Raw genomic sequence first — 22719 nt, 5'->3', positions numbered from 1 at the left:
GACCTTCTGCCACAGCAGACGTGGTACCCGCCTGGCTCGGTGGACCCGGGCGGGCACGCCCTCTCTGGAGGCCGGGGCCGGTGCCGGTCGACGTACGACCGGCACCGGCCCGTGTCGCGCGGGCCCGGCGGCGGTCGCCGACGCCCGGTCGTCGTGTGGCCGCAGGTGTGATCAATATGTCAGACTCGCCGCTCGGCGTAGTTTGGTGGGAAATCGAGGAGGGGGACCCCGATGGACGTCCGACGGCGGCGCACTGCCGGTCTTGCTGCGGTGCTGGCGATGGTGCCGCTCGGCCTGGGCGCCTGCGGTCTCGGCGGCGGCTCGGCGGACGGCGCGCCGGTGATCCCCGACGACGGCCCGGAGAAGTCGCGGGCCGTGGTGCAGACCTACCTCGACGCGATGACGACCAAGGACGTCGCCGCCGGGCGCGGCCAGCTCTGCGGGCCGATGCAGGCCGCCTTCGACCAGGCCGCGACCGGTCCGAACGGCGACTTCGCCGCCCACTTCAAGGTCACCAAGACGACGATCACCGACGTCCGCCCCAACGGCGGCCGACTGGAGGTCAGCACCTCGGTCTCGGTGCTCGCCGGAGACGGGGCGGCCACCCCGGTCCGGCTGCTGTTCACGGTGGCGAAGGCCGAGGCGGGCTGGTGCATCGCGAACGAGACGGTGGCCGGTGCCAGCGCGCCGGCACCGTCGGCCGGTGCCGACGGGGCGACCCCCTGAGCCGGGCCGGCCGACCGGGTCGGACGCCACCCGAGGCGGACGGCCCGGCAGGATACCCGGACATCGGGTACGGCGTCGGCCAATACACCTCCCACGGACCGGACACGGCCGACCTCAATGGCGAGCTGCCCCGACTGTCGCCGTACGCTTTTCCCCATGCGCCATGAGTGGCATCAGCTGAGCTACCCCACGGTGGGTACCCTAGGCCCGCAGACCAGCCGTCCGACCGACGATTCCGCCGAGGACGTGGCCCTCGGGCTGGACCGGTGGCGGGACATGCCCCGGGCCCAGACCCCGCCGTGGCCCGACCAGAAGGCCGTCGACGAGGTCTGCGAGGTCCTCTCCACCGTGCCGTCGGTGGTCGCGCCCTATGAGGTCGATCACCTGCGGATGCAGCTCGCCGAGGTCGCCGAGGGCAAGGCCTTCCTGCTCCAGGGCGGCGACTGCGCGGAGACCTTCACCGACAACACCGAGAGCCACCTGCTCGCCAACGCGCGCACCCTGCTCCAGATGGCGGTCGTGCTGACGTACGGTGCCTCGCTGCCGGTGGTCAAGGTGGCCCGGGTCGCCGGGCAGTACACCAAGCCCCGGTCGCTGCCGACCGACGCGCGCGGGCTGCCGGCGTACCGCGGCGACATGATCAACTCCCTGGAGGCGGTGCCGGAGGCCCGGATCGCCGACCCGCAGCGCATGATCCGGGCGTACGCCAACTCCTCCTCGGCGATGAACATGCTCCGGGCGTACCTCGCCGGTGGCCTGGCCGACCTGCACGCGGTGCACGACTGGAACAAGGGCTTCGTCCGCGACTCGGCGGCCGGTGAGCGCTACGACGCCATCGCCCGCGAGATCGACCGGGCGCTCGCCTTCATGCGCGCCTGCGGCATGGACGACAACGAGGCCCTGCGCACCGTCACCCTCTACTGCTCGCACGAGGCGCTCGCCCTGGAGTACGACCGGGCCCTCACCCGCGTCTCCGACGGCCGGGCGTACGGCCTCTCCGGCCACTTCCTCTGGATCGGCGAGCGGACCCGGCAGATCGACGGCGCCCACATCGACTACATCTCCCGGATCGCCAACCCGATCGGCGTCAAGATCGGCCCCGGCACCACCCCGGACCAGGCGATCGAGCTGTGCGAGAAGCTCAACCCGAACAACGTCCCGGGCCGGCTCACCCTGGTCAGCCGGATGGGCAACCACAAGGTCCGCGAGGCCCTGCCGCCGATCGTGGAGAAGGTCACCGCCGCCGGTGCCAAGGTGGTCTGGCAGTGCGACCCGATGCACGGCAACACCCACGAGTCGTCGAACGGCTACAAGACCCGCCACTTCGACCGGATCGTCGACGAGGTGCTCGGCTACTTCGAGGTGCACCGGGGGCTGAACACCCACCCCGGCGGCATGCACGTCGAGCTGACCGGCGAGGACGTCACCGAATGCCTCGGCGGCGCCCAGGCGATCGAGGACGTCGACCTGCCCGACCGGTACGAGACCGCCTGCGACCCGCGACTGAACACCCAGCAGTCGCTGGAACTGGCCTTCCTGGTGGCGGAGATGCTCCGTGGCTGACCCGCGACCGGTCGACCTGCGTTCCGACACGGTCACCCGCCCGACCGCCGCGATGCGCTCGGCGATGGCACAGGCCGAGGTCGGCGACGACGTGTACGGCGAGGACCCCAACGTCAACGCGCTCGAAGCCGAGGTGGCCGCCCTGTTCGGGCACGAGGCCGCGCTCTTCGCCCCGAGCGGCACGATGGCCAACCAGATCGCCCTCCAGGTGCTGGTGCCGCCGGCCGGTGAACTGCTCTGCGACGCCGACGCGCACATCGTCACGTACGAGATGGCGGCCGCCGCCGCGTACGGTGGCATCTCCACCCGTACCTGGCCGGCGGTCGGCGCCGACATCGACCCCGACCAGGTCGCGGCGATGATCCGTCCGGACGGCTACTGGGCGGTGGCGACCCGGGCGATCGCGGTCGAGCAGACCCACAACCGGGGCGGCGGCGGGGTCATCCCGCTGGACACCCTGCGTCAGCTGCGCCGGATCGCCGACGACGCCGGCATCGGGCTGCACTGCGACGGGGCCCGGATCTGGCACGCGCACGTCGCCGACGGGGTGCCGCTGGCCAGCTACGGCGCGCTGTTCGACACCCTGTCGGTCTGCCTCTCCAAGGGGCTCGGCGCACCGGCCGGCTCGGTGATGGTCGGCAGCGCGGAGAAGATCGAGCGGGCCCGACTGGTCCGCAAGCGGATGGGCGGCGGCATGCGGCAGGCCGGCATCCTCGCCGCCGCCGGCCGACACGCGCTCGCCGAGCACGTCGACCGGCTCGCCGAGGACCACGTACGCGCGGCCCGGCTGGCCGAGGCGCTGGCGCCGTACGGTGTCCTCGCCGGCCCGGTACGGACGAACATCGTGCCGCTGGACCTGACCAAGTTCGCGCTCGACGCACCGGCGTTCGCGGCGGCGGCGCGGGCCGAAGGGGTGCTGGTCTCGGTCCTCGGTCCTCGGACCGCTCGGCTGGTCACGCACCTCGACCTCGATGATGCCGGGGTGGACCGGGCTGTTTCCGTTCTTTCGGGGATCCTCAAGCGCTGATCGCTTTTCGGGGTGCGCCGGCCGGGATTGGGGCGGCGTGCCCCGCTCCGGGCGGTCAGGCTTGATCCCTGCGCAGGTCACGCCGCCCCAATCCCTGGGTCCGCGCCGGCCGGGGCCGTCGGCGGCTGCTCGGCCCGCGTTGCCCGGTCTGAACGGCCTCTGCTGTACCCGCCAGCCGGTGGCCCTGGGCATCAGGGGCGGAGGGGTGGCCCCGGGCGTCAGGGGCGGAGGCGTTTGAGGGTGGCTATGTCGTGGTCGTGGCCGACGTGGCCCTCGGTGGGGGTTTCGGCGACGACGGGGACACCGGCGGTCGCCGGGTGGGTCATCAGCTCGGCGAAGGCGGCCTCGCCGATGCTGCCCTTGCCGATCGTCTCGTGCCGGTCCCGCAGTGACCCGCAGGTGTCCCGCGAATCGTTGGCGTGGACCAGCCAGAGCCGGTCGCCGATCGCGGCGACCAGTTCGTCCAGGGTCTCGGTCATGCCGCCCGGCCGGGCCAGGTCGTGGCCGGCGGCCCAGGCATGGCAGGTGTCGAAACAGATGCCGAGCCACGGGTGTCGATCGACGGTGTCCAGGTAGGGCGCCACCTGCTCCATCCGGGAGGCCAGCGACCGGCCACCGCCGGCCGTCGGTTCCATCAGCAGCTTCGGTCCCCCGCTGGCGGCCGCCGCGTCGAGTAGCGGCAGCAGGGCGGTGCGTACCTGGACCATGGCGGTGTCGTAGTAGTCGGCGTCGACCGCGCTGCCGGAGTGGAAGACCACCCCGGTGGCGCCGATGGCGGCGCCCCGGTGCAGCGCGTGGGCCAGGGTGGCGACCGACTTCTCCACCGTCGCCGGGGTGGGGGAGCCGAGGTTCACCAGCAGCGACGCGTGGATGTAGACCGGCACCCCGCGTTCCTCGCAGCCCTCGCGGAACGCGGCGTCCTGGGCCGGGTCACCCGGCGGCAGCGCCCAACCCCGCGAGTTCGCGACGTAGACCTGTGCCACCTCGGAACCCGCCGCGTCGAGATAGGGCAGCGCGGCCCTGGCCAGCCCACCCGAGGTCGGGGTGTGCGAGCCGACCGGTCGACTGGTCGTGCCTGTCATCGACCTCACCTGTTGCTTTCGGTACGGGTACCTCGGGTTGCTGTTGGTGCGGGCCTCAGAAGCAGGTGATCTGGACCTGGCTGCCCGGTGGCACCTGCGTGTTCTCGGGCGGGTTCTGGAGCCCAACCGTCCCGTTCGGATTGAGTTGTACCACCGGAATGAGCTGCTGCCCCTGTAGCCGCGCCTGCGCCTCGGGACACGGCAGGCCGACGACCCGGGGTACGAGCACCGCCGGTGGGCCCTTGCTCACCTTGAGCTTGATCTCGGCACCCTTCTCGACCCCGGTGCCGTTCGGTGGGCTCTGGTCGATGACCTGGTCCTTGGGCTTGTCCGAGTCCTCGTACTGCTCCACCGGAACGAGTTCGAGTTTCTGCAGGTCACTGCGGGCGTCGTTGATGTTCTTGCCGACCACGTTCGGTACGGACAGCGGCGCCCGACCCTTGCTGACCGTCACCGTGACCTTGTCGCCGGGCTTGACCTCGGTGCCGACCCTGGGGTCGATCGCGGTCACCACGCCGGCCGGCAGGTTCTCGTCGTAGCGGTCCGGTCCCTTGGTCACCTGGAGCTTCGCCCGCTCCAGGTCGGCCTGGGCCAGGTCGAAGGTCTTGCCGACCACGTCCGGCACCTGGTAGCGCTCGGGCCCGAGGGAGAGCACGAGGGTGATCGTGCCGCCCTTGACCATCCGGGCCGCCGACGCCGGGTCCTGGCCCACGACCTGGTCCTTGGCGGCGGCCTCGTCGTAGCGGGGAGCGGCGTAGGCGAGGGTGAAGCCGTCCCGCGCGGCCAGCGCCTCCGCTTCGGCCTTGCTGATGTTCACCAGCTGAGGGGCCTCGGTGTAGCGTCCGGCGCCGAACCACCAGCCGCCGATCGCCGCGACCAGGCCGAGGACGACCACGGTGGCGGCCACCGCGATCCGGCCCCGCTTGTCGGCCATCACCTGTTCGCGCAGCGTCTGTAGTCGGGCCAGCGGGCCCGTCGGCTCGGGGGCGGCGCGGCGGCGGTGCGGCCGGGCCGACCGTGGCTCCGGCTGGTCGGGCAACCGGGCCCAGGACGGCCGGTCCGCCGGTTGGACCGAGGCGACCACCATGGTCGGCTGGGCCACCTGGCGCAGCAGCGCGGTGTTCGCGTTGGCGTTGCCGAGATCGTCGCGGACCACCTGCACCTCGGCCTGCAACGCGCCGGCATCGGTCGGCCGGGCGCCCGGATCACGCCGGGTGGCCCGGATCACCAGGTCGTCGAGGACCGGCGGCAGGCCGGGGACCAGCGTCGAGGGGGCCGGTACGTCCCGGTCGACGTGCTGCCAGGCGACGTCGACCGGCCGGTCACCGTCGTACGGGACCCGGCCGGTGAGCATCTCGAACAGCACGATCCCGGCGGAGTAGACGTCCGTCCGCGGATCGGCCCGGCCCTCGGTGACCAGCTCCGGGGCGACGTACGCCACGGTTGCCATCAACTGGCTGCCGGAGTCGTCGTCGGCGCTCGCCTCGACCGCTCGGGCCAACCCGAAGTCGGCCACCTTGACCACACTGTCGACCAGGTTGCCGGAGCCACCGCTGGGCGCCTCGGCGACCAGCACGTTCTCCGGTTTCACGTCGCGGTGCACCAGGCCGGCGCGGTGTGCGGCGGCGATCGCCGCGAGCATCTGCTCCAGGATCGCCAGCGCCTCGCCCGGATTGAGCCGGCGTCGCTGGGCCAGGATCTCCCGCAGGGTGCGACCGCGCACGTACTCCATCACCAGGTAGGGCAGGCCGGCGTGGGTGCCCTGGTCGTAGACGGCGACCACGTTCGGGTGGGTCAACCGGGCGATGGTCTTCGCCTCTTCGGTGAACCGGGCCAGGAAGCCGGCCAACCGGCCCTGCGCCTGCTGCGCCTGGCTGGGGTGGATGATCTTGAGCGCCACGGTGCGCTCCAGTCGTTCGTCCGTGGCGGTGTACACGGTCGCCATGCCGCCACGGGCCACGCGACCGCGGATGCGGTAGCGCCCGTCGATCAGCGAGCCCAGCAACGTGTCGGCGACCTGAATGTCCATCGGCAGGCAGTCTATGTCTCCAGAGGGTGACGGCAGAACAGGATGCCACAGGCGGTGCCGAACGGAAATCTTGACCGAGGGACGGGATAGCCCCCGGTGTCCGTTCGGTCACGTACCGCGTGGAAAGTACCCTGGTCGGTCGGAAAACTACCCCGGCGGGGGTGGCGGTGGAAGACCGGGACGGTCGTGGCACTGTGATCGGGTGACCGATTCCCCACTCGCCGGCCCGGCGGACGCCGCGGGCTGGCTCAACCTGCCGGACGTCGCCGTCCGGCTGGACGTGACCATCAGCAAGGTGCACCAGATGATCCGCGACCGCGAGCTGATCGCGGTACGCCGGGACGGGGTCCGGCGGGTGCCCGCCGAACTGGTGGCGAACGACACCGTACGCAAGCACCTGCCGGGCGTGCTGAACCTGCTGCGCGACGCGGGCTACGACGACGAGGCGGCCGTACGCTGGCTCTACGAGCCCGACGACACCCTGCCCGGTACGCCCGCGGCGGCGCTCGGCGGTGACCTGGCCCGTGAGGTCAAACGCCGGGCCCAGGCGCTCGGCTTCTAGCCGGTAGCGGCGGCGGCCATGGGGCATTTCGCCTACCTCGCGGTCCTTGCCGGGTGCCTCGCCGGGGCACTCTGGCTGGAGCCGATCCTGCGGGTGAACGTGCTCCGCCGCTGGCGCCGGCTGCTGCTCACCATCGCCCCGGTGGCGGCGGTCTTCGTGCTCTGGGACCTGGCCGCGATCGCCGCCGGACACTGGACCTTCGACCCGGAGCAGATCACCGGGGTGCTGTTCCCCGGCGGGCTGCCCCTGGACGAGGTGCTCTTCTTCGTCGTCGTGCCGATCTGTGCCGTACTCGGGTTCGAGGCGGTCCGCGCGGTGCGGGGCTGGCCGGCGGGGGACGAGCAGTGACCGCGCAGCGACGGGCCGTACGGCGGACCCGCCGGTGAGCTACACCGTCGCCGCGCTGCTCGGGGTGGCCGGCGCCGTGCTGGTCGACCTGTACCTGCTGCGTACCCGGCTGGTCCGGCGTCGGGTGTTCTGGGCGACCTACCCGATCATCGTCTTCTTCCAGCTGATCTCGAACGGCATCCTGACCGGTCGACGCATCGTCCGGTACGACCCGGAGGCGATCATCGGACTGCGGCTGGTCTACGCCCCGGTGGAGGACCTGCTGTTCGGATTCGCCCTGGTGCTGCTCACCCTCTCGGTCTGGGTGTGGCTGGGGCGTCGGGGTGTGCAGCGGACCCCGGCGGCCGGAACCGGCGGCCGCTCGTGGTGGCCGCCGCGCGACCGGACGCCGCCGGGCTGACCGCCTCCGGACTCGGGCGGGCGCGGGGAATCCGGGGCGCCACGACGCTGCCGAGGCCCGGCCGGTCGGGTCCGTTCGGGTGGTCGTGTCCGGTCGGGCGGTTACGTCGGCTCGGGCGGTCGGGTCCGGTCGGTCGGTCGCTTCGGCTCCGGTGGTCGCGTCGACCGGGGCGGTCGCGACGACGGTGCCGGACGGCGAGTGCCGCCAGGACGGCGACCACGGCGACGTCGAACAGGGCGCCGGGCAGCTTGGTCCGCACCGCCAGCCCCAGCCCGTCCGGCAGGACCAGGAAGCTCGTCGCCAGCACCAGCCCGGCCAACGGAGCCCGCCACCACCGCTGCCCGACGGTCGCGGCGAGCACGGTGACGGCGGCCAGGGCGTACCAGGGGTAGAAGACGGGGGAGAGCAGGGTCACCGCGCCGAACGCGAGGCCGCACGAGGTCGTCACCACCCACCGGGCGGCCACCGGCGGCCGGTCGGTCGCCCGCCAGGCCCGGAGCAGCAGGACGGCCGACACCGCCAGCAGGACGGTGAGGCCGAGCGCCCGAGCCACCGTCACCGCCGGGTCGAACGCCTCCGGGCGCCCCAGCAGCCGCAGCAGGTAGCCGGCGGCCATGCCGAGCCCGGACGGCAGGGAGGTCCACTGCACCAGCCGGCTCGTCCCCGGCAGCGCGGCCAGCCAGCCCAGACCCAGTCCGGTGGTCACGGTGACGGTGGCGAACGTCACCGCCGCCGCGAGCAGGGTCGGGCCGAGCGCCACCGCCCGCGGCCACCGGCCGTCACCGGTCGCCACCACCGCCTGCGGCGACTTCACCACCACCGCCTCCGGCGACCGGGCGCCGCCGGTCGGCGCCGGGTCCGGGTCCGGGGCCGCCGCGCCGGGCAGCCGGATGGTGGCGAGCAGGGCGACGAACGGCAGCGCCACGAGCGCGGTGATCTTCACCGTCGCGGCCAGTCCGACCAGGGCACCCGCGAGCAGCGGCAGCGGCCGGGGCCACGCCGTAGGGGCGCCGGCCGCGAGCCACCCGAGCCGGGCGCGGGCGGTTGCGCCGGGACCGCGCGACGGGACCGGACCCGACCGGCGTACGCCGTCGCGACCCGCCCCGGCGGCCAGGGCCAGTGCCGCCACCACCAACCCCACCATCAGCGCGTCGTTGTGCGCCCCGCCCACCAGGTGCACCGCCGTCAGCGGAGAGAGCAGGGCCAGCCAGGTCGCCGTCGACGGCGGGGCACCGACGGCCCGCGCCAACCGGGGCAGGTACCGGGCCAGCAGCAGCGCGCCGACCAGCGCGAGCGCCCGGAACAGGAACAGCGCCACCAGCAACCGCTCGTCCGGTCCCGCCACTGCCAGCCGGGCCAGCGCCACCACCCCACCGGCCAGCGCGATCGCCAACGGCCCGTACGGGGTGGTGGTGTGCCACCACAGCGACGGCACCGAGTCCGTCCACGGGCAGCCCCCGTCGGCCACCCCCACGGCGTACGGGTCGACCCCGTCGAGCCAGAGCGCACCCTGGCAGGCGTACGCGTACACGTCCCGGCTGCCCAGCGGTGGGGCGAGCAGCAGCGGGGCGGCCCAGAGCGCCCCGGTCACCAGCAGCCAGCGGGTCGGGACCGGATGATCCGGTCGGTGCACCGTCCCGCCCAGCCGCCACCAGGCGACGGCGAGCAGAACCAGGCCGGCGAGCCAGCCGGTCAGGCCCAACCAGTAGGGCCACGACGCGGCCAGGGCACCGGCCGGACCCGCCCGGTGGTCCGGGCCGCCGGGCAGCGCCCCGGCACCGTACGCACCGGCGGTCATCAGCGTGGTCGCGACGAGTCCGGCCACCCGGAGTCGTACCGGATGCTCCGTGGGCGGGTGGTCCGGGCCGGGCACGTCCCGACGGTCGCACCGCCCGTTGACGTCGATCTATCGAGCGGGTTGCCGTCCGGTTGGCCGTGGATGTCCGGTCGGTGCCCGCCCGGCGGCGGCGTCGGCCCGTCCGGTGGTCAGGTCGGCCCGGCCGGTGGTCAGAGGGATCGGCGGGTGGCGACGATGGCCAGGTCGACCAGCACCTCGCGGGCCTCGGCGGCCATCTCGGCCCGGTCCAGCGCGGCCAGCGCGGTGTCGGTCAGCGTCGTGATCCGCTCCTCGGTCCGGGCCAGCGCCCCGCTGCCGGCGATCACCTCGCGGAGCTGGTCGATCCCGTCCGGGTCGAGCGCCGGATCGCCGAGCCGCTTGGTCAGCAGCGCCCGCCCGGTCGCGTCGGTCGTCTCCAGGGCCGCCGCCACCAGGAAGGTCCGCTTGCCCTCGCGGAGGTCGTCACCGGCCGGCTTGCCGGTCTGGCGCGGGTCGCCGAACACCCCGAGTACGTCGTCGCGCAGCTGGAACGCCTCGCCCAGCGGCAGCCCGTACCCGGAGTACGCCTCCCGCAGCGGGGCGGGCGCGTCGGCGAGCGCGGCACCGAGCAGCAGCGGCCGCTCGACCGTGTACTTCGCCGACTTGTAGCGGGCGATCTTGCCGGCCCGCTCGACCGACGTGTCGCCGGACGCCTGGGCGAGCACGTCCAGGTACTGGCCGATGGTCACCTCGGTCCGCATCTCGTCGAAGACCGGCCGGGCCCGGTGCACCTGGTACGGGTCCAGCCCGGCGCCGTGCAGCAACTGGTCGGACCAGACCAGGCAGAGATCACCGAGCAGGATGGCGGCCGAGTCACCGAATCCGTCGGCGTTGCCGACCCAGCCGGCGAACCGGTGGTGTGCGGCGAACCGGCGGTGCACCGCCGGCTCACCCCGCCGGGTGTCGGAACGGTCCATCAGGTCGTCGTGGATGAGCGCGCTGGCCTGGACGAACTCCAGCGCGGCCAGGGCGGCGACCACCCGGTCGGAGTCGACGCCGCCGGCACCCCGGTAACCCCAGTAGGCGAACGCGGGACGCAGCCGCTTGCCGCCGCGCAGCACGAACGCCTCCAGCGCCTCGGCGACCGGCAGCAGGGCGTCGTCGGCGCCGGCCAGCCAGGCGCGCTGGCCGGCGAGGAAGTCGGCCAGCGCCCGGTCGGTCCGTTGCCGGAGGCCGGCGCGGTCCACGGGCGGGACGGGGGCAGCATCGGTCACGCCCTGACGCTAGCCGTTGCCCGGGGGACCCGCCTGCGCGCCCCGGTCGCGGTGCGACCGGGGCGATCCGGCTACGGCCGCCGGGGTGTACCTCCGCACGCCGGTCCATACCGGGATCCGGCGCCGTCCCGTACCGGGAGATCCCTCGCCGGACGGGACCGGGATTCCCGCCGGGGTGCCCGCCGATCCGGTCGGTGTACCGGGCCGACCGGCCGGTAAATGGGAAGGTGCGGACATTCGGACCGGTTGGCCGGTAAGGTCGTTGGGTGGCGCTCGGTCTCCCCTCTGTTCTCCCCAATCCGCAACCCGCGATCGGGGACCTGGTTCGTGGGCCCCGACCGTCGTTCTCCTTCGAGTTCGGGCCGGCGAAGACCGCCGAGGGTGAGCGGTTGCTCTGGCAGGCGATCCGGGAGCTGGAGTCGCTCCAGCCGTCCTTCGTCTCGATCACGTACGGGGCCGGCGGGTCGACCCGGGACACCACGGTCGCGGTCACCGAGCGGATCGCCACCGACACCACGCTGCTGCCGATGGCGCACCTGACCGCCGTCAACCACTCCGTCGCCGAGCTGCGCCACATCGTCGGCCGGCTCGCCGGGGTGGGCGTACGCAACCTGCTCGTGGTGCGCGGGGACCCGCCGGGTGACCCGACCGGTGAGTGGGTCCGGCACCCCGAGGGCGTGCTGTACGCCGAGGACCTGGTCCGGCTGGTGCGGGAGTCCGGTGACTTCAGCGTCGGGGTGGCGGCGTTCCCGTACAAACACCCGCGCTCGCCGGACGTGGTGACCGACACCGAATACTTCATCCGCAAGTGCCGGGCCGGGGCGGACTTCGCCATCACCCAGATGTTCTTCGACGCCGACGACTACCTGCGGCTGCGGGACCGGGTCGCGGCGGCCGGCTGTGACACGCCGATCCTGCCCGGCGTCATGCCGGTAACCAAGATCACTACGATCGAGCGGTCCGAGCAGCTGTCCGGGGCGCCGTTCCCGCCGGCCCTGGCGGCCCGGTTCGCGAAGGTCGCCGACGATCCGGACGCGGTCCGCGCACTCGGCATCGAGCAGACCAGCGAGATGTGCCAGCGGCTGCTCGCCGAGGGTGCCCCCGGCATCCACTTCATCACCTTCAACCGGTCCACCGCGACCCGCGAGATCTGGCAGAACCTCCAGGTCGGCGCCCAGGTGTGAGCAACCCGCCCGCACGGGTCCCCGCCCGCACCGACAATTGACCCGTGGCGGGCACCCGGCTGGATTGGGACGAGTACGCGGCCACCTGGGCGCGGCTGCACGGTGACTTCGACCCGCGCCGGGCCGCGCCGACGGTGCAGGGCTGGCTGCGGTTCGCGTACCAGATCGGGCACCTGCTCGGTCGGTTCCGGGTGTCACCGACGGCGGTGACCGTCGTCGGCACCCTGTTCTGCGTGCTCGTGCCGGTGGTCGTGCTCCGGGAGCCGGGTGGCCCGTTCATCGCCGCCGGTCTGGTCCTGCTCGCCGCGGTGGCCGACAGTGTCGACGGGGCGCTCGCCGTGGTCACCGGCCGCACCACCCGCCTCGGGTACGTCTACGACTCGGTCGCCGACCGGGTCGGGGAGGCCGCCTGGCTGATCGCGTTCTGGCTGCTCGGAGCCCCGGGGCCGTTGGTGGTGGCGGCCGGGGCGCTCTCCTGGTTGCACGAGTACGTCCGGGCCCGCTCGGTGTCGGCCGGGATGCGGGAGATCGGGGCGGTGACCGTGGGGGAGCGGCCGAGTCGGGTGCTGGTGGCGCTGGTCGGGCTGGTGGCGGCGGGGGCGGCGCGGACGTTCTCCTTCGACGTGGCGGCGGGGACGATCACGGTGGTCGCCTCCGTCTGGGTGTTGCTGGCGGGGTTCGGGCTGGTGCAGTTGCTGGGTGCGGTTCGTCGGTCCCTGCTCTAGCGGGTCGGCGTGGATGACAGAACCCTTCCTCCCGACGGAGGTGGTCAGGCGGGGCCGATCCGGTTGGCGACTATCTGGGCCGAGAGGGTGACCATCGGCAGACCGCCGCCGGGGTGGGTCGAGCCGCCGACCAGGAACAGTCCGGGCACCGGGCCCCGGTTGGTCGGGCGCAGCAGGCCACCGGCGGTACCGTAGATCGCGCCGCCGGGCGTACCGGTCGCGGTCGCCAGGTCGGCCGGCGTACGGACCTCGCGGAAGAGCAGGCGGTCACGTACGTCGGTGCCGCGCTTCGCCAGCACGTCGAGGATCCGGTCGGCGTACGCGTCGGCGAGTCCGGGGCGCCGCCAGTTGACCGAGGTCAGCGAACGGCCCTGCCTCGCGGCGTTGACCAGCACGAACCAGGACTCGTGGCCGGGCGGCCGGACGGCCGGATCGTCGGCGACGGTGACGAAGACCGTCGGGTCCGGCGCCGGTCGGGCCGGTACGCCCCGTCCCGGATCGCCGAACACCGCGTCGAACTCGGCGTCGTAGTCGGTCGGGAAGAACACGTTGTGGTGCGCCAACCCGGACGACCCGCGTACGCCCAGCAGCAGCACGAAACCGGCCAGGCTCCGGTCGGTCAGCCCGGCGAGCCGGTCCGGGCGGGGCAGCAGGTCCCGGTAGACGGTGAGCGCGTCCACATTGGCCACCACCACGTCGGCCGGCACCGGGGCGGTGCTGCCGGCGACGCGTACCCCGTGCACCCGGCCACCGGCGGCGTCGATCGCGGTGACCGTGCTGCCGGTCTGCACCACCACGCCCAGGTCCAGGCAGCGGGAGAGCAGCGCGTCGGCGAGTGAGCCGAGACCGCCGCGCAGGTACCAGCCACCGAAGGCGAGTTCGGCGTACGGCACCGCGGCGAGTGCGGCCGGTGCCCGGCGCGGGTCGGCGCCGGTGTAGGTGGCGTACCGGTCCAGCAGCATCCGCAGCCGGGGGTCGCGCAGGTGCGCGCGGCCCAGTCCGCGCAGGCTCTGACCGGGGCGGATGGCGGCCAGGTCACCGAGCCGCCAGGCGAGCCGGGCCAGGTCGAGCGGGGAGTGGACGTCGCGGCGCAGGATGTCCCGCCAGGCGGCCTGCCAGATCCGGCCCGCCCGCCGCCACAGCCGCTGCCAGTCGGCTTCGGCGTCGGGGCCGAAGACGGTGCCGATCCGCGCCGCGAAGGCGCCCGGCTCGGCGCACGAGTCGAGCACGGTCGCGGCCGCGCCGCCCAGCGCCGGAAAATGGTGCCGGACGATCGGGTCCAGTGGCACCAGGTCCAGGTACTCGTCGAGCTTCGCGCCGGTGGACAGGAACAGGTCGACGAAAACCTGCGGCAGGGTGAGCAGGCTCGGGCCGGTGTCGAAGTGGAACGTACCGGCCGGGGTGTCCCGCGAGTGGCGGCCGAGTTTGCCACCGACCGTGTCGGACCGCTCGAAGACGGTGACCTCGTGCCCGGCGGCGGCCAGCCGGGCCGCCGTGGCCAGCCCACCGACCCCGGCACCGACGACGACGATTCGACTCACCCCGTACGCCTCCTCAGGCAGGTCGGCAGCGCTGGCGGCCGCACCGGTGGCCGCCTCGGCGGGCCGTGGGCCGGGTGGTCGGTCGACCCGGAACCCGTCCGGCGGCCGTCAGGGCACCGGCCGGCCGCGCCAGAACAGGCGTTGCCGCCCGTGCAGATGGTACGACCGCAGGGTCAGCCAACCGAGCAGCGCGACCGAGAGCGGATGTGCCAATACGTCCGGCCAGACCCGGCCACTGGTGGCCCGCGCGCTGACCAGCCGACCCGCCACGCCCAGCAGGTAGGCGCAGAACGCCGCCCAGGCCAGCGGCGCCGCCCCGGCGATCGCCGCCCCGACCGCCAGCAGCGGCGGCACGGTGTAGCACAGCAGGAGCAGGACCAGCACGCCCGTCGCGGCGACCGGTGAGCCGAACGACGCCCACAGCGACTTGGAGTAACCGTCGCGCAGTTCCGCCCACGAGTGGTACATCCGGCACTCGGCCAGGGCAGAACCGTCGGCCAGGGCGATCCGGCCGTCGGCGCGTTTCACCGCACGGGCCAGCTCGATGTCCTCCAGGATCCGGTCCCGTACCGCCGCGTGTCCGCCGGCCCGCCGGTAGCCGTCCCGGTCCAGCACCAGGAACTGCCCACCGGCGGCGGCCAGCGACGGGCGCGGGGACCGTTCCATCAGCCGCAACGGCAGGAAGGTCAGCCAGGTCCACTGCAACAACGGCTGGACCAGCCGCTCACCGATCGACCCGGCCACGATCCGGGGGTACGGGGTGAGCAGCGCCGCCCGTGCCGTACGCAATTCGGTCACCGCACCGGCCACGGCGTACGGGGCGAGCACCACGTCGGCGTCGACGAACACCAGGGCGGTGGAGGCGGGTACGGCGGCGTCGGCGAGCTGCTGGCAGGCGTACGGCTTGCCGAGCCAGCCGGGCGGTTGAGGGGACCCGGTGAGCAGCCGCAGTCGCGGGTCACCGGCGGCGACCTCCCGGACCAGGTCGGCGGTGCCGTCGGTGGAACCGTCGTCCAGCACCACGATCTCCAGGTTCGCCACCCCCCGCTGGGCCAGCAGCGAACGCAGGCACGGGGTGAGCCGGTGGACCTCGTCGCGCAGCGGCAGCAGGACCGAGACGGGTTCGTCGACGGTGGCCCCGGTCGGCGGCCGGCGCAGCCAGCGGGTGGCGTTGACCAGACCGTGCAGGGTCAGCCCGGCGACGGCGGCGGTGACGATCCAGGCCGGCGCGGAGTCGGCCCAGCTCATGCCCGTACCCGATGGGGTTGGTGATGGCGGGCCAGGGTGCCGGCCAGCGGCACCGCGACCACCGACATGGCCAGCGCCCCCCAACCGGCCGAGCCGGGCAGGTCGAGGAAGACCGCGTGGGCGAGCACACTGGAGGCGTAGGTCCAGAGGTAGAGCGCGTACATCGGGGTGTCGACGCCGCCGGGCGCCGGTGCGGTCGGGGCGAACCGGGCCAGCAGGGTCATCAGCAGCACCGCGACCAGCAGCCAACCCAGGTAGTTGCCGATCGGCACACCGGGCACACCAGGCAGCGCCGGGCTCGGATGCCGCCACGTCCAGTAACCCTCGGCGACCATCTGCGGATCGAGGAAGAGATCCCAGGTGGCCAGCCCGAGTCCGGCCAGCGCGACCCGCCCGACGCCCGGCCCGGTCAGCCGGACCGCCGCCAACCACGCCGGCCACGCCATCCAGGTCCAGGCCAGCGGAATCACCAAAGGTACGCCGCCGAGCTTCGGACCGAGCTGCCCGGAGTAGTCGTAGGCGCCGAACGGGAACCCGGTCGTCACGCCCAGCGCCTCGACCGCCCAACCACCGACCGTGGTGACCACGATCAGCGTGGCGGCGGTCCGCGGGCCCCGACTGAGCAGGGCGTGACCCACCGACAGCAGGTAACCGAGGACAACCGTGGTTATGGTCAACCGGGCCCGGTCCGGACCCTGGGTGAGCGGGTAGCCGATCTGCGCCAGCACCAGTACGACCAGCAGCAGCCACGGCAACCGGGTCCGGTCCAATCGATCCTCCGGCCGGTTATCCGGGTGTCGTACCCGGCTCGTCGGGTCCACCGCGCCGCTCCGGTCGCGGATCCAGCGGCAGTTCCCGGCCGAGTACGGCGAACGAGCGCTCGTCACCGGGAAAGTGGAAGTCGCGCAGCACGTCGACGAACCCGAACCGCCGGTAGAGGCGCCAGGCGCGGGACTGCCGCTCGTCCGCCTCCGGGGTGGAGAGCAGCGTCGTGCGCGCCTGCACCATGGCCAGCAGGGCGGACAACTGCCGGGCGCCGAGCCCGTGCCCCTGGGCCGCCGGCCGGACGTGCAACTCGACCACCTCGAAGCAGTCGGTGAACCAGGTCTTGCGGGCATCGTCGGGCAGCGCCGCGTACACCTGGTCGTGCCACCACTGCCCGGAGTACGAGTGGTAGCCGTAGCCGAAGCCGGCCAGCCGCCCGTCGTTGGCGAGCGTGGCCACCGCCCGGAAACCACGGCGACGTACGTGGGTGGCAATGTAGCCCCGGCGGGCCTCCAGCAACTCGGCCCGGTAGCTCATCGCCTCGCCGTAGACCGTCACCACGTCGTCCAGTCGCCGAACGAGATCGTCCGGCTGCCACGGCACCAGCCTCATGCCTGTCCGCTCCTCACTGCGCCACCGCCGTCAGTTCGTCGCCTGCCACTTCGTCGCCTGCCGTGTTCGCCGCCGTCGTCACCGCCGTGACGGCGCCCGGCCCGTACGCCGTTGCCTCGGCCACCGGCACGACTCCCGCCACCGTCACGATCCTCGGCCAACCCCGTGACCCGGCCACCATCACGCCGGGTCACCATCGTGACCGGCCCAGTCCAGCACGGTCCGATCACCACGCACCGCGCGCACCTCGAACCGCGCGAAGAGCTCTTCGGCGTACCAGCGTTCGGTCGGGGTGCGCATGATCGCGTGGCGATGCTCCGGCTGACGGTACGCGAAGGCGAGCAGGTCCGCGCTGCTGCGCCACACGGTGACCGTGCCCTGCCAGCCCAGCGGCGCCTCGCCGATGCCGAACCGGGCGGTCAGGCCGGGAGTGTCCGGCAGTGCGGCGGCGACCGCCGGGATGGCCCGCCAGAACGTCGCCGCGCGGCTCGGCCGCAGCCGGGCCCGGGTCAGCGCCAGCACCGCCCCGCCGTCGGAGCCGTCCCGGTCGACCGATCCGCCGTCCGCGCTGTTCCGGCCTGCCACGCTGTTCCGGCCGGTCGGGGTGCCGTTCGCGCTGCTCCGGCCGGTCGGGGTGCCGAACGGTTCCGTTCCGGCCCAGCGGCCCCGGCTGGACAGCGGGCGCAGGTCGAGCCGGACACCGGCCAGCGCGATCCGGGCCCAGGCCCGACCCACCGGGCTGCTGTCGAAGTCGGCCGCCCTCGCCGGGTCCGCCCACACCACCAGCGCCGCCCAGCGGGTCAGATCGGCATCCGCCGGCCCGAACCCGCCGTTTCCGCCGCTGTTCCCGTTGCCACTGCTCCCGCCGGTGCCGGTGCCGAGCAGTTTGGCGAACCGTACGCCGGGGGTGGCCCGCAGCCGGCGCCGGTCGACCGCCATCCGGACCAGCGCACGCGGCACCGCCCGGCGGGGTATCCGCCAGACATGCAGGGTGACCAGCTCGGGTACCGGGTTCACGCCACCTCGGCGGGGGTGCCGGCGGTGATCCGCAGCAGCTCGGCGTAGGTGGTCGGGAAGACGGCCTGCGGTACGCCACCGGCGGCCCAGACCTCGGTGTACTCGTCGAGCGCGGTGTCGACCAGGGTACGGACCACGCCCGGATGCCCGACCGGGGCGACGCCGCCGATCGGCTGCCCGGTGTGCTCGCGGACGAACTCCGGGGTGGCCCGCTTGAGCGTGGTCACGCCGAGCGTGGCGGCGAGCCGGGGTACGTCGACCCGGTGCGCGCCCGAGGTGAGCACCAGCAGCGGGCCGCCGTCCGCGTCGAAGACCAGCGAGTTGGCGATCTGGCCGACCTCGATGCCGAGGGCGGTGGCCGCCGCGGCGGCGGTGTGCACCGCCTCGGGCAGGATCCGGACCCGGACCGGCGCCCCGGAACCGTCCCGCGCGTCCGCCCGGTCCAGCACGTCCTGCACCGCTTGCACGTTGGCATGAAGCTGCATGCCCCTTATCTTGCCCAGCGACCGCCCCGCCTCCCGGGCAGGGCCCACCGGGTGTCGCTGATGCGTGGCCCGCCTCCCGTGCAGGGCCCACCGGGTGTCGCTGATGCGTGGCCGGCCTCCTGGGCAGAGCTGACCGGGTGTCGCTGATGCGTGGCTCGCCGATGTGCGTCCACCGGGCGTCCACACCGGGTCGGGCTGCCCGTCCCGCCCGCGCACGTCGGGGCGCGGGCGGGCGTGGACGGATCTATGTTGGCCCGATGACGACACCACTGCGGGTACTGATCTCGGCCGACATGGAGGGCGTCACGGGAGTTGTGCACCCCACCGAGACCAATCCGGAACGGTACGACTACGAACGGGGCCGTCGGCTGATGACGGCCGAGGTGAACGCCGTGATCGAGGGCGTGCTGGAGGCCGTACCGGAGGCGGCGGTGCGGGTGGCGGACGCGCACGGAACGTTCCGCAACATCCTGCCGGAGGAACTCGACCGGCGGGCCCGGCTGGTCCGGGGTCGGCCGCGCGCACTCGGCATGCTCGGCGGACTCGACGACGACACCGGGGCGGTTCTCTTCGTCGGCTATCACGCCCGTGCGGGTGCCGGCCCGGCGGTGCTGGCCCACACGATCAGCGACGCGGTGCTCGACCTGCGGATCAACGGCCGGTCGATGGGCGAGATCGGGCTCAACGCCGCCCTGGCCGGACACCACGGCGCGCCGGTGGTCCTGCTCGGCGGCGACGACGCCGCCTGTGCGGAGCTGACCGCCCTGGTCCCGACTGCGGTGACGGTGCCGGTGAAGGTCGCGCTCGGTCAGGCGGCAGCCGAGACGATCCATCCCGAGGAGGCCCGGGAACGCCTCCGCGCGGCGGCCACCAGGGCGATCGGCAACCGGGGTCAGGTGCCGCCGTTCACCATCGCGGGACCGCTGACCGTGGAGGTCGATCTGTACGCCCCGGCCACCGTCGACCTGGCGACCCTCATCCCCGGAGTGTCCCGCGCCCCCGGCGCGCGCACTGTCACCTTCACCGCCCAGGACATCGCCGAAGCCCACCGCCTGATTCAACTCCTCACCCACCTAGCCCAAATAAAACCCGCCTAACCCTCCCAATTCCTCCCCCACCCCGCCCGGTCTCTCTGCGTTGATCATGAAGTTAGCGGGCCGGATCGCCGGTTTCGAGGTAGCTAACTTCATGATCAACGGGGCGAGTGGGCGGGGTGGGGTGGGTGGGGTGGGTGGGGTGGGTGGGGTGGGTGGGGTGGGTGGGGTTGGAGGGGTGGGTGGGGGTGGTGGGGGGTGGGGGGAGGCGGGCGGTTTCGGCTAGGGCTACGCCGGCTAGGACTACCAGGCCGCCGGTGATCTGGACGGGGGTGAGGGATTCGGTGGTGCCCAGGGTGAGCCAGGCGACGACCGAGGCGATCACCGGTTCGGCCATGCCGAGAATGCTGACGCTGGTGGCCGGCAGGTGCCGAAGGGCGCCGGAGATCAGCAGGAACGGCACGATCGAGCCGAGCACCACCACGTACGCGCAGAGCAGCAGCACCGGTACGCCGCCGCTGCGCGTACCGAGCGGCTCCCAACCGCCGGTGCCGACGGTGACCGCCCTGGTCAGCAGGCCGACCACGGCCGAGGCGCCGAACGCCCAGGTGGTTAGGGAGAGGGTGTCCCGTTGCTGCACACCCCGGGCGCCGAGCACGTAGTAACAGGCGAGCACCACGGCCGCCCCGAGCCCGGCCAGTACGCCGATCCCGTCCAGGTTCAACGACCCCCAGATCTCGGCCACGCAGGCCAGCCCCAGCAGGCTCGCGGCCAGCCCGAGCCAGAGCCGGGGGCGGGCCCGCTGGTGCTGGCCGAACCGGGCCCAGAGCGCGACCAGCAGCGGGGCGGTGTACTCGAACAGCAGCCCGATCCCGACCGGCAGCCGGGATATCGCCACGAAGTAGAGCATCGGGGTGAGGAAGAAACCGGCCAGGCCGAACCCGATCAGCAGCGGCAGGTCGCGGACGGTGACCCGGAGCCGGCGTACGCCCGGACGCAGCAGCACGCTCAGCAGCAGCAGTCCGGTGAAGGCACCCGCCGCCCGGATCAGGGTGAGCTGCGGTGCCTCGATGCCGGCGCGCAGCACCAGCTTCGACACGGTGCCGTTGACCGCGAACATCGCGCTGGCCGCGAGCACCATGATCACGCCGAGAGCCGGGTTGCGAGTGGTCACCGGCTGAGGCTACCGATTCCCGGTCAGGAGCCAACCATCACCCGGCCGTTACTCCCCGGGTTCGGATGCCCGCTCACGTACCGGGGCCGGCCACCGGATCCCCCTCCGGTTCCGCCAGCCCTCTGGTGGGTCGGGGGCATGATGTAGGGCGGTATCCGGAAGGCCGCGAACTCGCTCACCCCCAACTCGATCATCCCAAGGAGTACGACAGCCGTGGCAGCGTCGGTGACCAGATGAGCAGCTTCCCAGCCGAGGCCCGCCGGGTCCGGGACACCGACCTGCCGGTGCACCACCGGCTCTGGGCGTTGCGCGCCTGCACACTGAACTTCCCGCCGTACGGCTTCCGCGCGACCTGGCACCATCTGGTCCGTTCGGCGCGCATCCCATTCCGGCTCGACGACGACCCGGACGCGCTGGTCCGTGCGGTGGACGAAGTCGCTGCCGCCCGACAACTCGTGCGCGGGTACGCCGCCGTCGCGGTCGCCGACCGCCGCCGGGCAAAGGCCGCCGGACAGCGCAGCCCGGTCGAGTCGAGCCGGTGGTTGTTCGGATGGTGGTCCTCGCTGGCCTACTGCCCGGACTTCACCCACCATCCCGACGAACCGCTCGCCACAGTGGTGGGTCGGGTCGTCGCCGCGCACCGCGCCGGCACCGTCGATCCCGGACGCTGCACTGTCTGCGGCACGAATCGCCCCAGGCCCCGGGCGTGTACCCGGTGCGGGGTCCACCCCGATGGTCCGGCCGCGCCCTCCGCCCGTTTCCGGCACCCGGACGAAGCCGACCGCTGGCGACGCACCTGGCAGCGATCGGGGCCGTGACCGGCCGGGATGTGGTCGTGCTAGCTGCCCGGTGACGGTCGACGGGTGCGGTCCCTCGTGGCGGGTGGGGGCGGTTCGGGGATGACGAACAGCATGCGGCGCTCGTTCATCCGCTTGCGGAGCCGGCGGACCATCCTCAGGAGCAGGTCGAGTATGTCCCAGATCGCTATCCCGACGACCAGGGCCAGCACCGAGCCGATCACGTCGGCGTGCCAGCCGCCCATGGCGAGTTGGTTCGGAAGTTCGGTCGCGGCGACGAACCCCACGAAGAGCCGCCAAGCCATCTTCGGCTCGTCCCCGTCTACCACGTACACATCGTGGCATTCGGGTACCACCACGCTCGACCCCGAAGGGAGAGAACCCGGGGTACGGTCGGCGGCTCGGTGCGGTGGGCGGTGGTCTGCTCTACGGTCGGATCATGCAGACACCAGCGGAGCGGTTCCCCGCGCTCCTGGACGGGCCGCCGGTCGACGTCACCGATTCCCGCGAGCTGTTGCTCGGCTATCTGGACTGGTACCGCGACGCGCTGCTGCGCAAGCTCGACGGACTCTCCGAGGCGCAGCTGCGTACGCCGGTCGAGCCTCTGGGATGGTCGCCGCTCGGCCTGGTGCGACACCTGGGGTGGGTCGAACGCCGGTGGATGCGCTGGGGTTTCACCGCCGAGGACGTGGTGGCCTACCCGCCCGGCGACGACGACGCCGAGTGGCGGGTGGCCGCCGACGAACCGGTGGACGCGGTGCTGGCGACCTACTGGGACGAGGTACGCCGTTCCCGGTCCCTGGCGACCGACGCCGGGGACCTGGCCACGCCGTCCCGGACCGGTGGCCGGTTCCCCACGGCGGAGCAGGCGCCCGCGCTCGGGCGGATCCTGTTCCACCTGCTCCAGGAGTACGCCCGGCACGTCGGCCACCTCGACATCGCCCGTGAGCTGATCGACGGCACGACCGGCGAGTAGCGCGGCGAACCGCGTCTTCACTCGGTGCCGGCGAACCGCGTCTTCACCGGTGCGGCGACGGGATGCGCCGCGTGGGCCCGGCCGCGGCATCAGCGGCGGGCCCACGCGTACGACGTCGCCCCTCGTGGGGCCGACGCCGGGCGCCCGTTCACACCGCCCGGGACGGCGGTGCCGGTGGATCACCGGGGCGGGGTGGGTGATCCCGATTGCCCTGATTCGGGAAACCGTTGATCAACACAGCGGAGGCTAGTCAGGCCATACCCATGATCGGGGGAAGGGCAGATGAAGCTCGTACGGCCGGGTCGTGAAACAAGCTGGACCGGTCCCCGTCGGC

General features: G+C 73.2%; 24 protein-coding genes. 11 read left to right on the top strand and 13 right to left on the bottom strand.

The features are described from left to right. The first annotated feature begins 231 nt into the window (after positions 1-231). From ACZ6QQ_RS16755 to ACZ6QQ_RS16745, 3 genes are all read left to right on the top strand, one after another. Complete coding sequence (locus tag ACZ6QQ_RS16755; RefSeq protein ID WP_465877199.1) at positions 232-726, top strand: hypothetical protein; 495 nt, start codon at positions 232-234, stop codon at positions 724-726. A gap of 156 nt (positions 727-882) precedes the next feature. After that, positions 883-2289, top strand: coding sequence for a class II 3-deoxy-7-phosphoheptulonate synthase (locus ACZ6QQ_RS16750; RefSeq protein ID WP_465877198.1), 1407 nt, complete (start codon positions 883-885; stop codon positions 2287-2289). Continuing rightward, on the top strand, positions 2282-3316 hold the full coding sequence (locus tag ACZ6QQ_RS16745) for a threonine aldolase family protein (protein ID WP_465877196.1): 1035 nt from the start codon (positions 2282-2284) through the stop codon (positions 3314-3316). The genes ACZ6QQ_RS16750 and ACZ6QQ_RS16745 overlap by 8 nt, the downstream gene beginning before the upstream one ends. Positions 3317-3534: 218 nt before the next feature. Here ACZ6QQ_RS16745 and ACZ6QQ_RS16740 read toward each other — a convergent pair whose 3' ends face one another. Beyond that, positions 3535-4398, bottom strand: coding sequence for a deoxyribonuclease IV (locus ACZ6QQ_RS16740; RefSeq protein ID WP_465877195.1), 864 nt, complete (start codon positions 4396-4398; stop codon positions 3535-3537). 55 nt (positions 4399-4453) lie between these two features. Continuing rightward, positions 4454-6427 carry a Stk1 family PASTA domain-containing Ser/Thr kinase gene (gene pknB, locus ACZ6QQ_RS16735; protein WP_465877194.1) on the bottom strand — a complete coding sequence of 658 codons (1974 nt, stop codon included), beginning with the start codon at positions 6425-6427 and terminating at the stop codon, positions 4454-4456. Positions 6428-6629: 202 nt separating this feature from the next. Here pknB and ACZ6QQ_RS16730 point away from each other — a divergent pair, with 202 nt between their 5' ends. From ACZ6QQ_RS16730 to ACZ6QQ_RS16720, 3 genes are read left to right on the top strand one after another with little or no spacing between them, the layout of a single operon-like run. Next, a complete protein-coding gene (locus ACZ6QQ_RS16730; protein ID WP_452291648.1) occupies positions 6630-6989 on the top strand; it encodes an Rv2175c family DNA-binding protein in 360 nt (119 codons plus the stop codon). A gap of 18 nt (positions 6990-7007) precedes the next feature. Next, positions 7008-7337, top strand: coding sequence for a lycopene cyclase domain-containing protein (locus tag ACZ6QQ_RS16725; RefSeq protein WP_465877193.1), 330 nt, complete (start codon positions 7008-7010; stop codon positions 7335-7337). A 34-nt stretch (positions 7338-7371) separates the two neighbouring features. Continuing rightward, on the top strand, positions 7372-7737 hold the full coding sequence (locus ACZ6QQ_RS16720; protein WP_465877192.1) for a lycopene cyclase domain-containing protein: 366 nt from the start codon (positions 7372-7374) through the stop codon (positions 7735-7737). On the opposite strand, the gene mptB is transcribed toward ACZ6QQ_RS16720, so the two are convergent. Both mptB and ACZ6QQ_RS16710 read right to left on the bottom strand, forming a co-directional pair. Continuing rightward, positions 7625-9610, bottom strand: coding sequence for a polyprenol phosphomannose-dependent alpha 1,6 mannosyltransferase MptB (gene mptB / locus ACZ6QQ_RS16715; protein WP_465877191.1), 1986 nt, complete (start codon positions 9608-9610; stop codon positions 7625-7627). The genes ACZ6QQ_RS16720 and mptB overlap by 113 nt on opposite strands. 134 nt (positions 9611-9744) lie before the next feature. After that, the gene (locus ACZ6QQ_RS16710) at positions 9745-10827 is read right to left on the bottom strand and encodes a polyprenyl synthetase family protein (RefSeq protein ID WP_465877190.1); all 1083 of its coding nucleotides are present in this window, start codon (positions 10825-10827) and stop codon (positions 9745-9747) included. A 266-nt stretch (positions 10828-11093) separates the two neighbouring features. On the opposite strand from ACZ6QQ_RS16710, the gene metF reads away from it, so the two are divergent. Then, positions 11094-12011, top strand: a complete 918-nt coding sequence (gene metF / locus ACZ6QQ_RS16705; RefSeq protein ID WP_465877189.1) for a methylenetetrahydrofolate reductase [NAD(P)H] — start codon at positions 11094-11096, stop codon at positions 12009-12011. A gap of 44 nt (positions 12012-12055) precedes the next feature. Beyond that, positions 12056-12736, top strand: coding sequence for a CDP-alcohol phosphatidyltransferase family protein (locus tag ACZ6QQ_RS16700; protein WP_465877188.1), 681 nt, complete (start codon positions 12056-12058; stop codon positions 12734-12736). A 44-nt stretch (positions 12737-12780) separates the two neighbouring features. Here ACZ6QQ_RS16700 and ACZ6QQ_RS16695 read toward each other — a convergent pair whose 3' ends face one another. The 7 genes from ACZ6QQ_RS16695 to ACZ6QQ_RS16665 form a co-directional block, all read right to left on the bottom strand. Beyond that, positions 12781-14277 (bottom strand): phytoene desaturase family protein, encoded by a 1497-nt coding sequence (locus tag ACZ6QQ_RS16695; protein WP_465877187.1) that lies wholly within the window; start codon positions 14275-14277, stop codon positions 12781-12783. Between the two features lie 108 nt (positions 14278-14385). Next, positions 14386-15525: a glycosyltransferase family 2 protein gene (locus tag ACZ6QQ_RS16690; protein ID WP_465877186.1), complete on the bottom strand. Its 1140-nt coding sequence runs from the start codon at positions 15523-15525 to the stop codon at positions 14386-14388. Next, complete coding sequence (locus ACZ6QQ_RS16685) at positions 15522-16295, bottom strand: carotenoid biosynthesis protein (protein WP_465877185.1); 774 nt, start codon at positions 16293-16295, stop codon at positions 15522-15524. Before ACZ6QQ_RS16685 ends, ACZ6QQ_RS16690 begins: the two co-directional genes overlap by 4 nt. Positions 16296-16311: 16 nt before the next feature. Beyond that, the gene (locus ACZ6QQ_RS16680; protein ID WP_465877184.1) at positions 16312-16902 is read right to left on the bottom strand and encodes a GNAT family N-acetyltransferase; all 591 of its coding nucleotides are present in this window, start codon (positions 16900-16902) and stop codon (positions 16312-16314) included. A 13-nt stretch (positions 16903-16915) separates the two neighbouring features. After that, complete coding sequence (locus tag ACZ6QQ_RS16675; RefSeq protein WP_465877183.1) at positions 16916-17044, bottom strand: hypothetical protein; 129 nt, start codon at positions 17042-17044, stop codon at positions 16916-16918. Between the two features lie 38 nt (positions 17045-17082). Next, a complete protein-coding gene (locus tag ACZ6QQ_RS16670; protein WP_465877182.1) occupies positions 17083-17919 on the bottom strand; it encodes a monooxygenase in 837 nt (278 codons plus the stop codon). Then, positions 17916-18404: a YbaK/EbsC family protein gene (locus ACZ6QQ_RS16665; protein WP_465877181.1), complete on the bottom strand. Its 489-nt coding sequence runs from the start codon at positions 18402-18404 to the stop codon at positions 17916-17918. The genes ACZ6QQ_RS16670 and ACZ6QQ_RS16665 overlap by 4 nt, the downstream gene beginning before the upstream one ends. 257 nt (positions 18405-18661) lie before the next feature. On the opposite strand from ACZ6QQ_RS16665, the gene ACZ6QQ_RS16660 reads away from it, so the two are divergent. After that, positions 18662-19501, top strand: coding sequence for a M55 family metallopeptidase (locus ACZ6QQ_RS16660; protein WP_465877180.1), 840 nt, complete (start codon positions 18662-18664; stop codon positions 19499-19501). A gap of 52 nt (positions 19502-19553) precedes the next feature. Here ACZ6QQ_RS16660 and ACZ6QQ_RS16655 read toward each other — a convergent pair whose 3' ends face one another. Then, positions 19554-20612, bottom strand: a complete 1059-nt coding sequence (locus tag ACZ6QQ_RS16655) for an EamA family transporter (RefSeq protein ID WP_465877179.1) — start codon at positions 20610-20612, stop codon at positions 19554-19556. Between the two features lie 233 nt (positions 20613-20845). On the opposite strand from ACZ6QQ_RS16655, the gene ACZ6QQ_RS16650 reads away from it, so the two are divergent. Then, positions 20846-21430, top strand: coding sequence for a hypothetical protein (locus ACZ6QQ_RS16650; RefSeq protein ID WP_465877178.1), 585 nt, complete (start codon positions 20846-20848; stop codon positions 21428-21430). Positions 21431-21450: 20 nt separating this feature from the next. Here the strand turns inward: ACZ6QQ_RS16650 and ACZ6QQ_RS16645 are convergent, their stop codons facing one another. Continuing rightward, complete coding sequence (locus ACZ6QQ_RS16645; protein WP_465877177.1) at positions 21451-21738, bottom strand: hypothetical protein; 288 nt, start codon at positions 21736-21738, stop codon at positions 21451-21453. A 110-nt stretch (positions 21739-21848) separates the two neighbouring features. On the opposite strand from ACZ6QQ_RS16645, the gene ACZ6QQ_RS16640 reads away from it, so the two are divergent. Next, positions 21849-22385 (top strand): DinB family protein, encoded by a 537-nt coding sequence (locus ACZ6QQ_RS16640; RefSeq protein WP_465877175.1) that lies wholly within the window; start codon positions 21849-21851, stop codon positions 22383-22385. Positions 22386-22719: the final 334 nt, after the last annotated feature.

This window comes from Micromonospora sp. NPDC049529 (assembly GCF_055586685.1).
The sequence above is the reverse complement of the archived record's forward strand: the minus strand, read 5'-3'. Positions and strand labels throughout refer to the sequence as shown.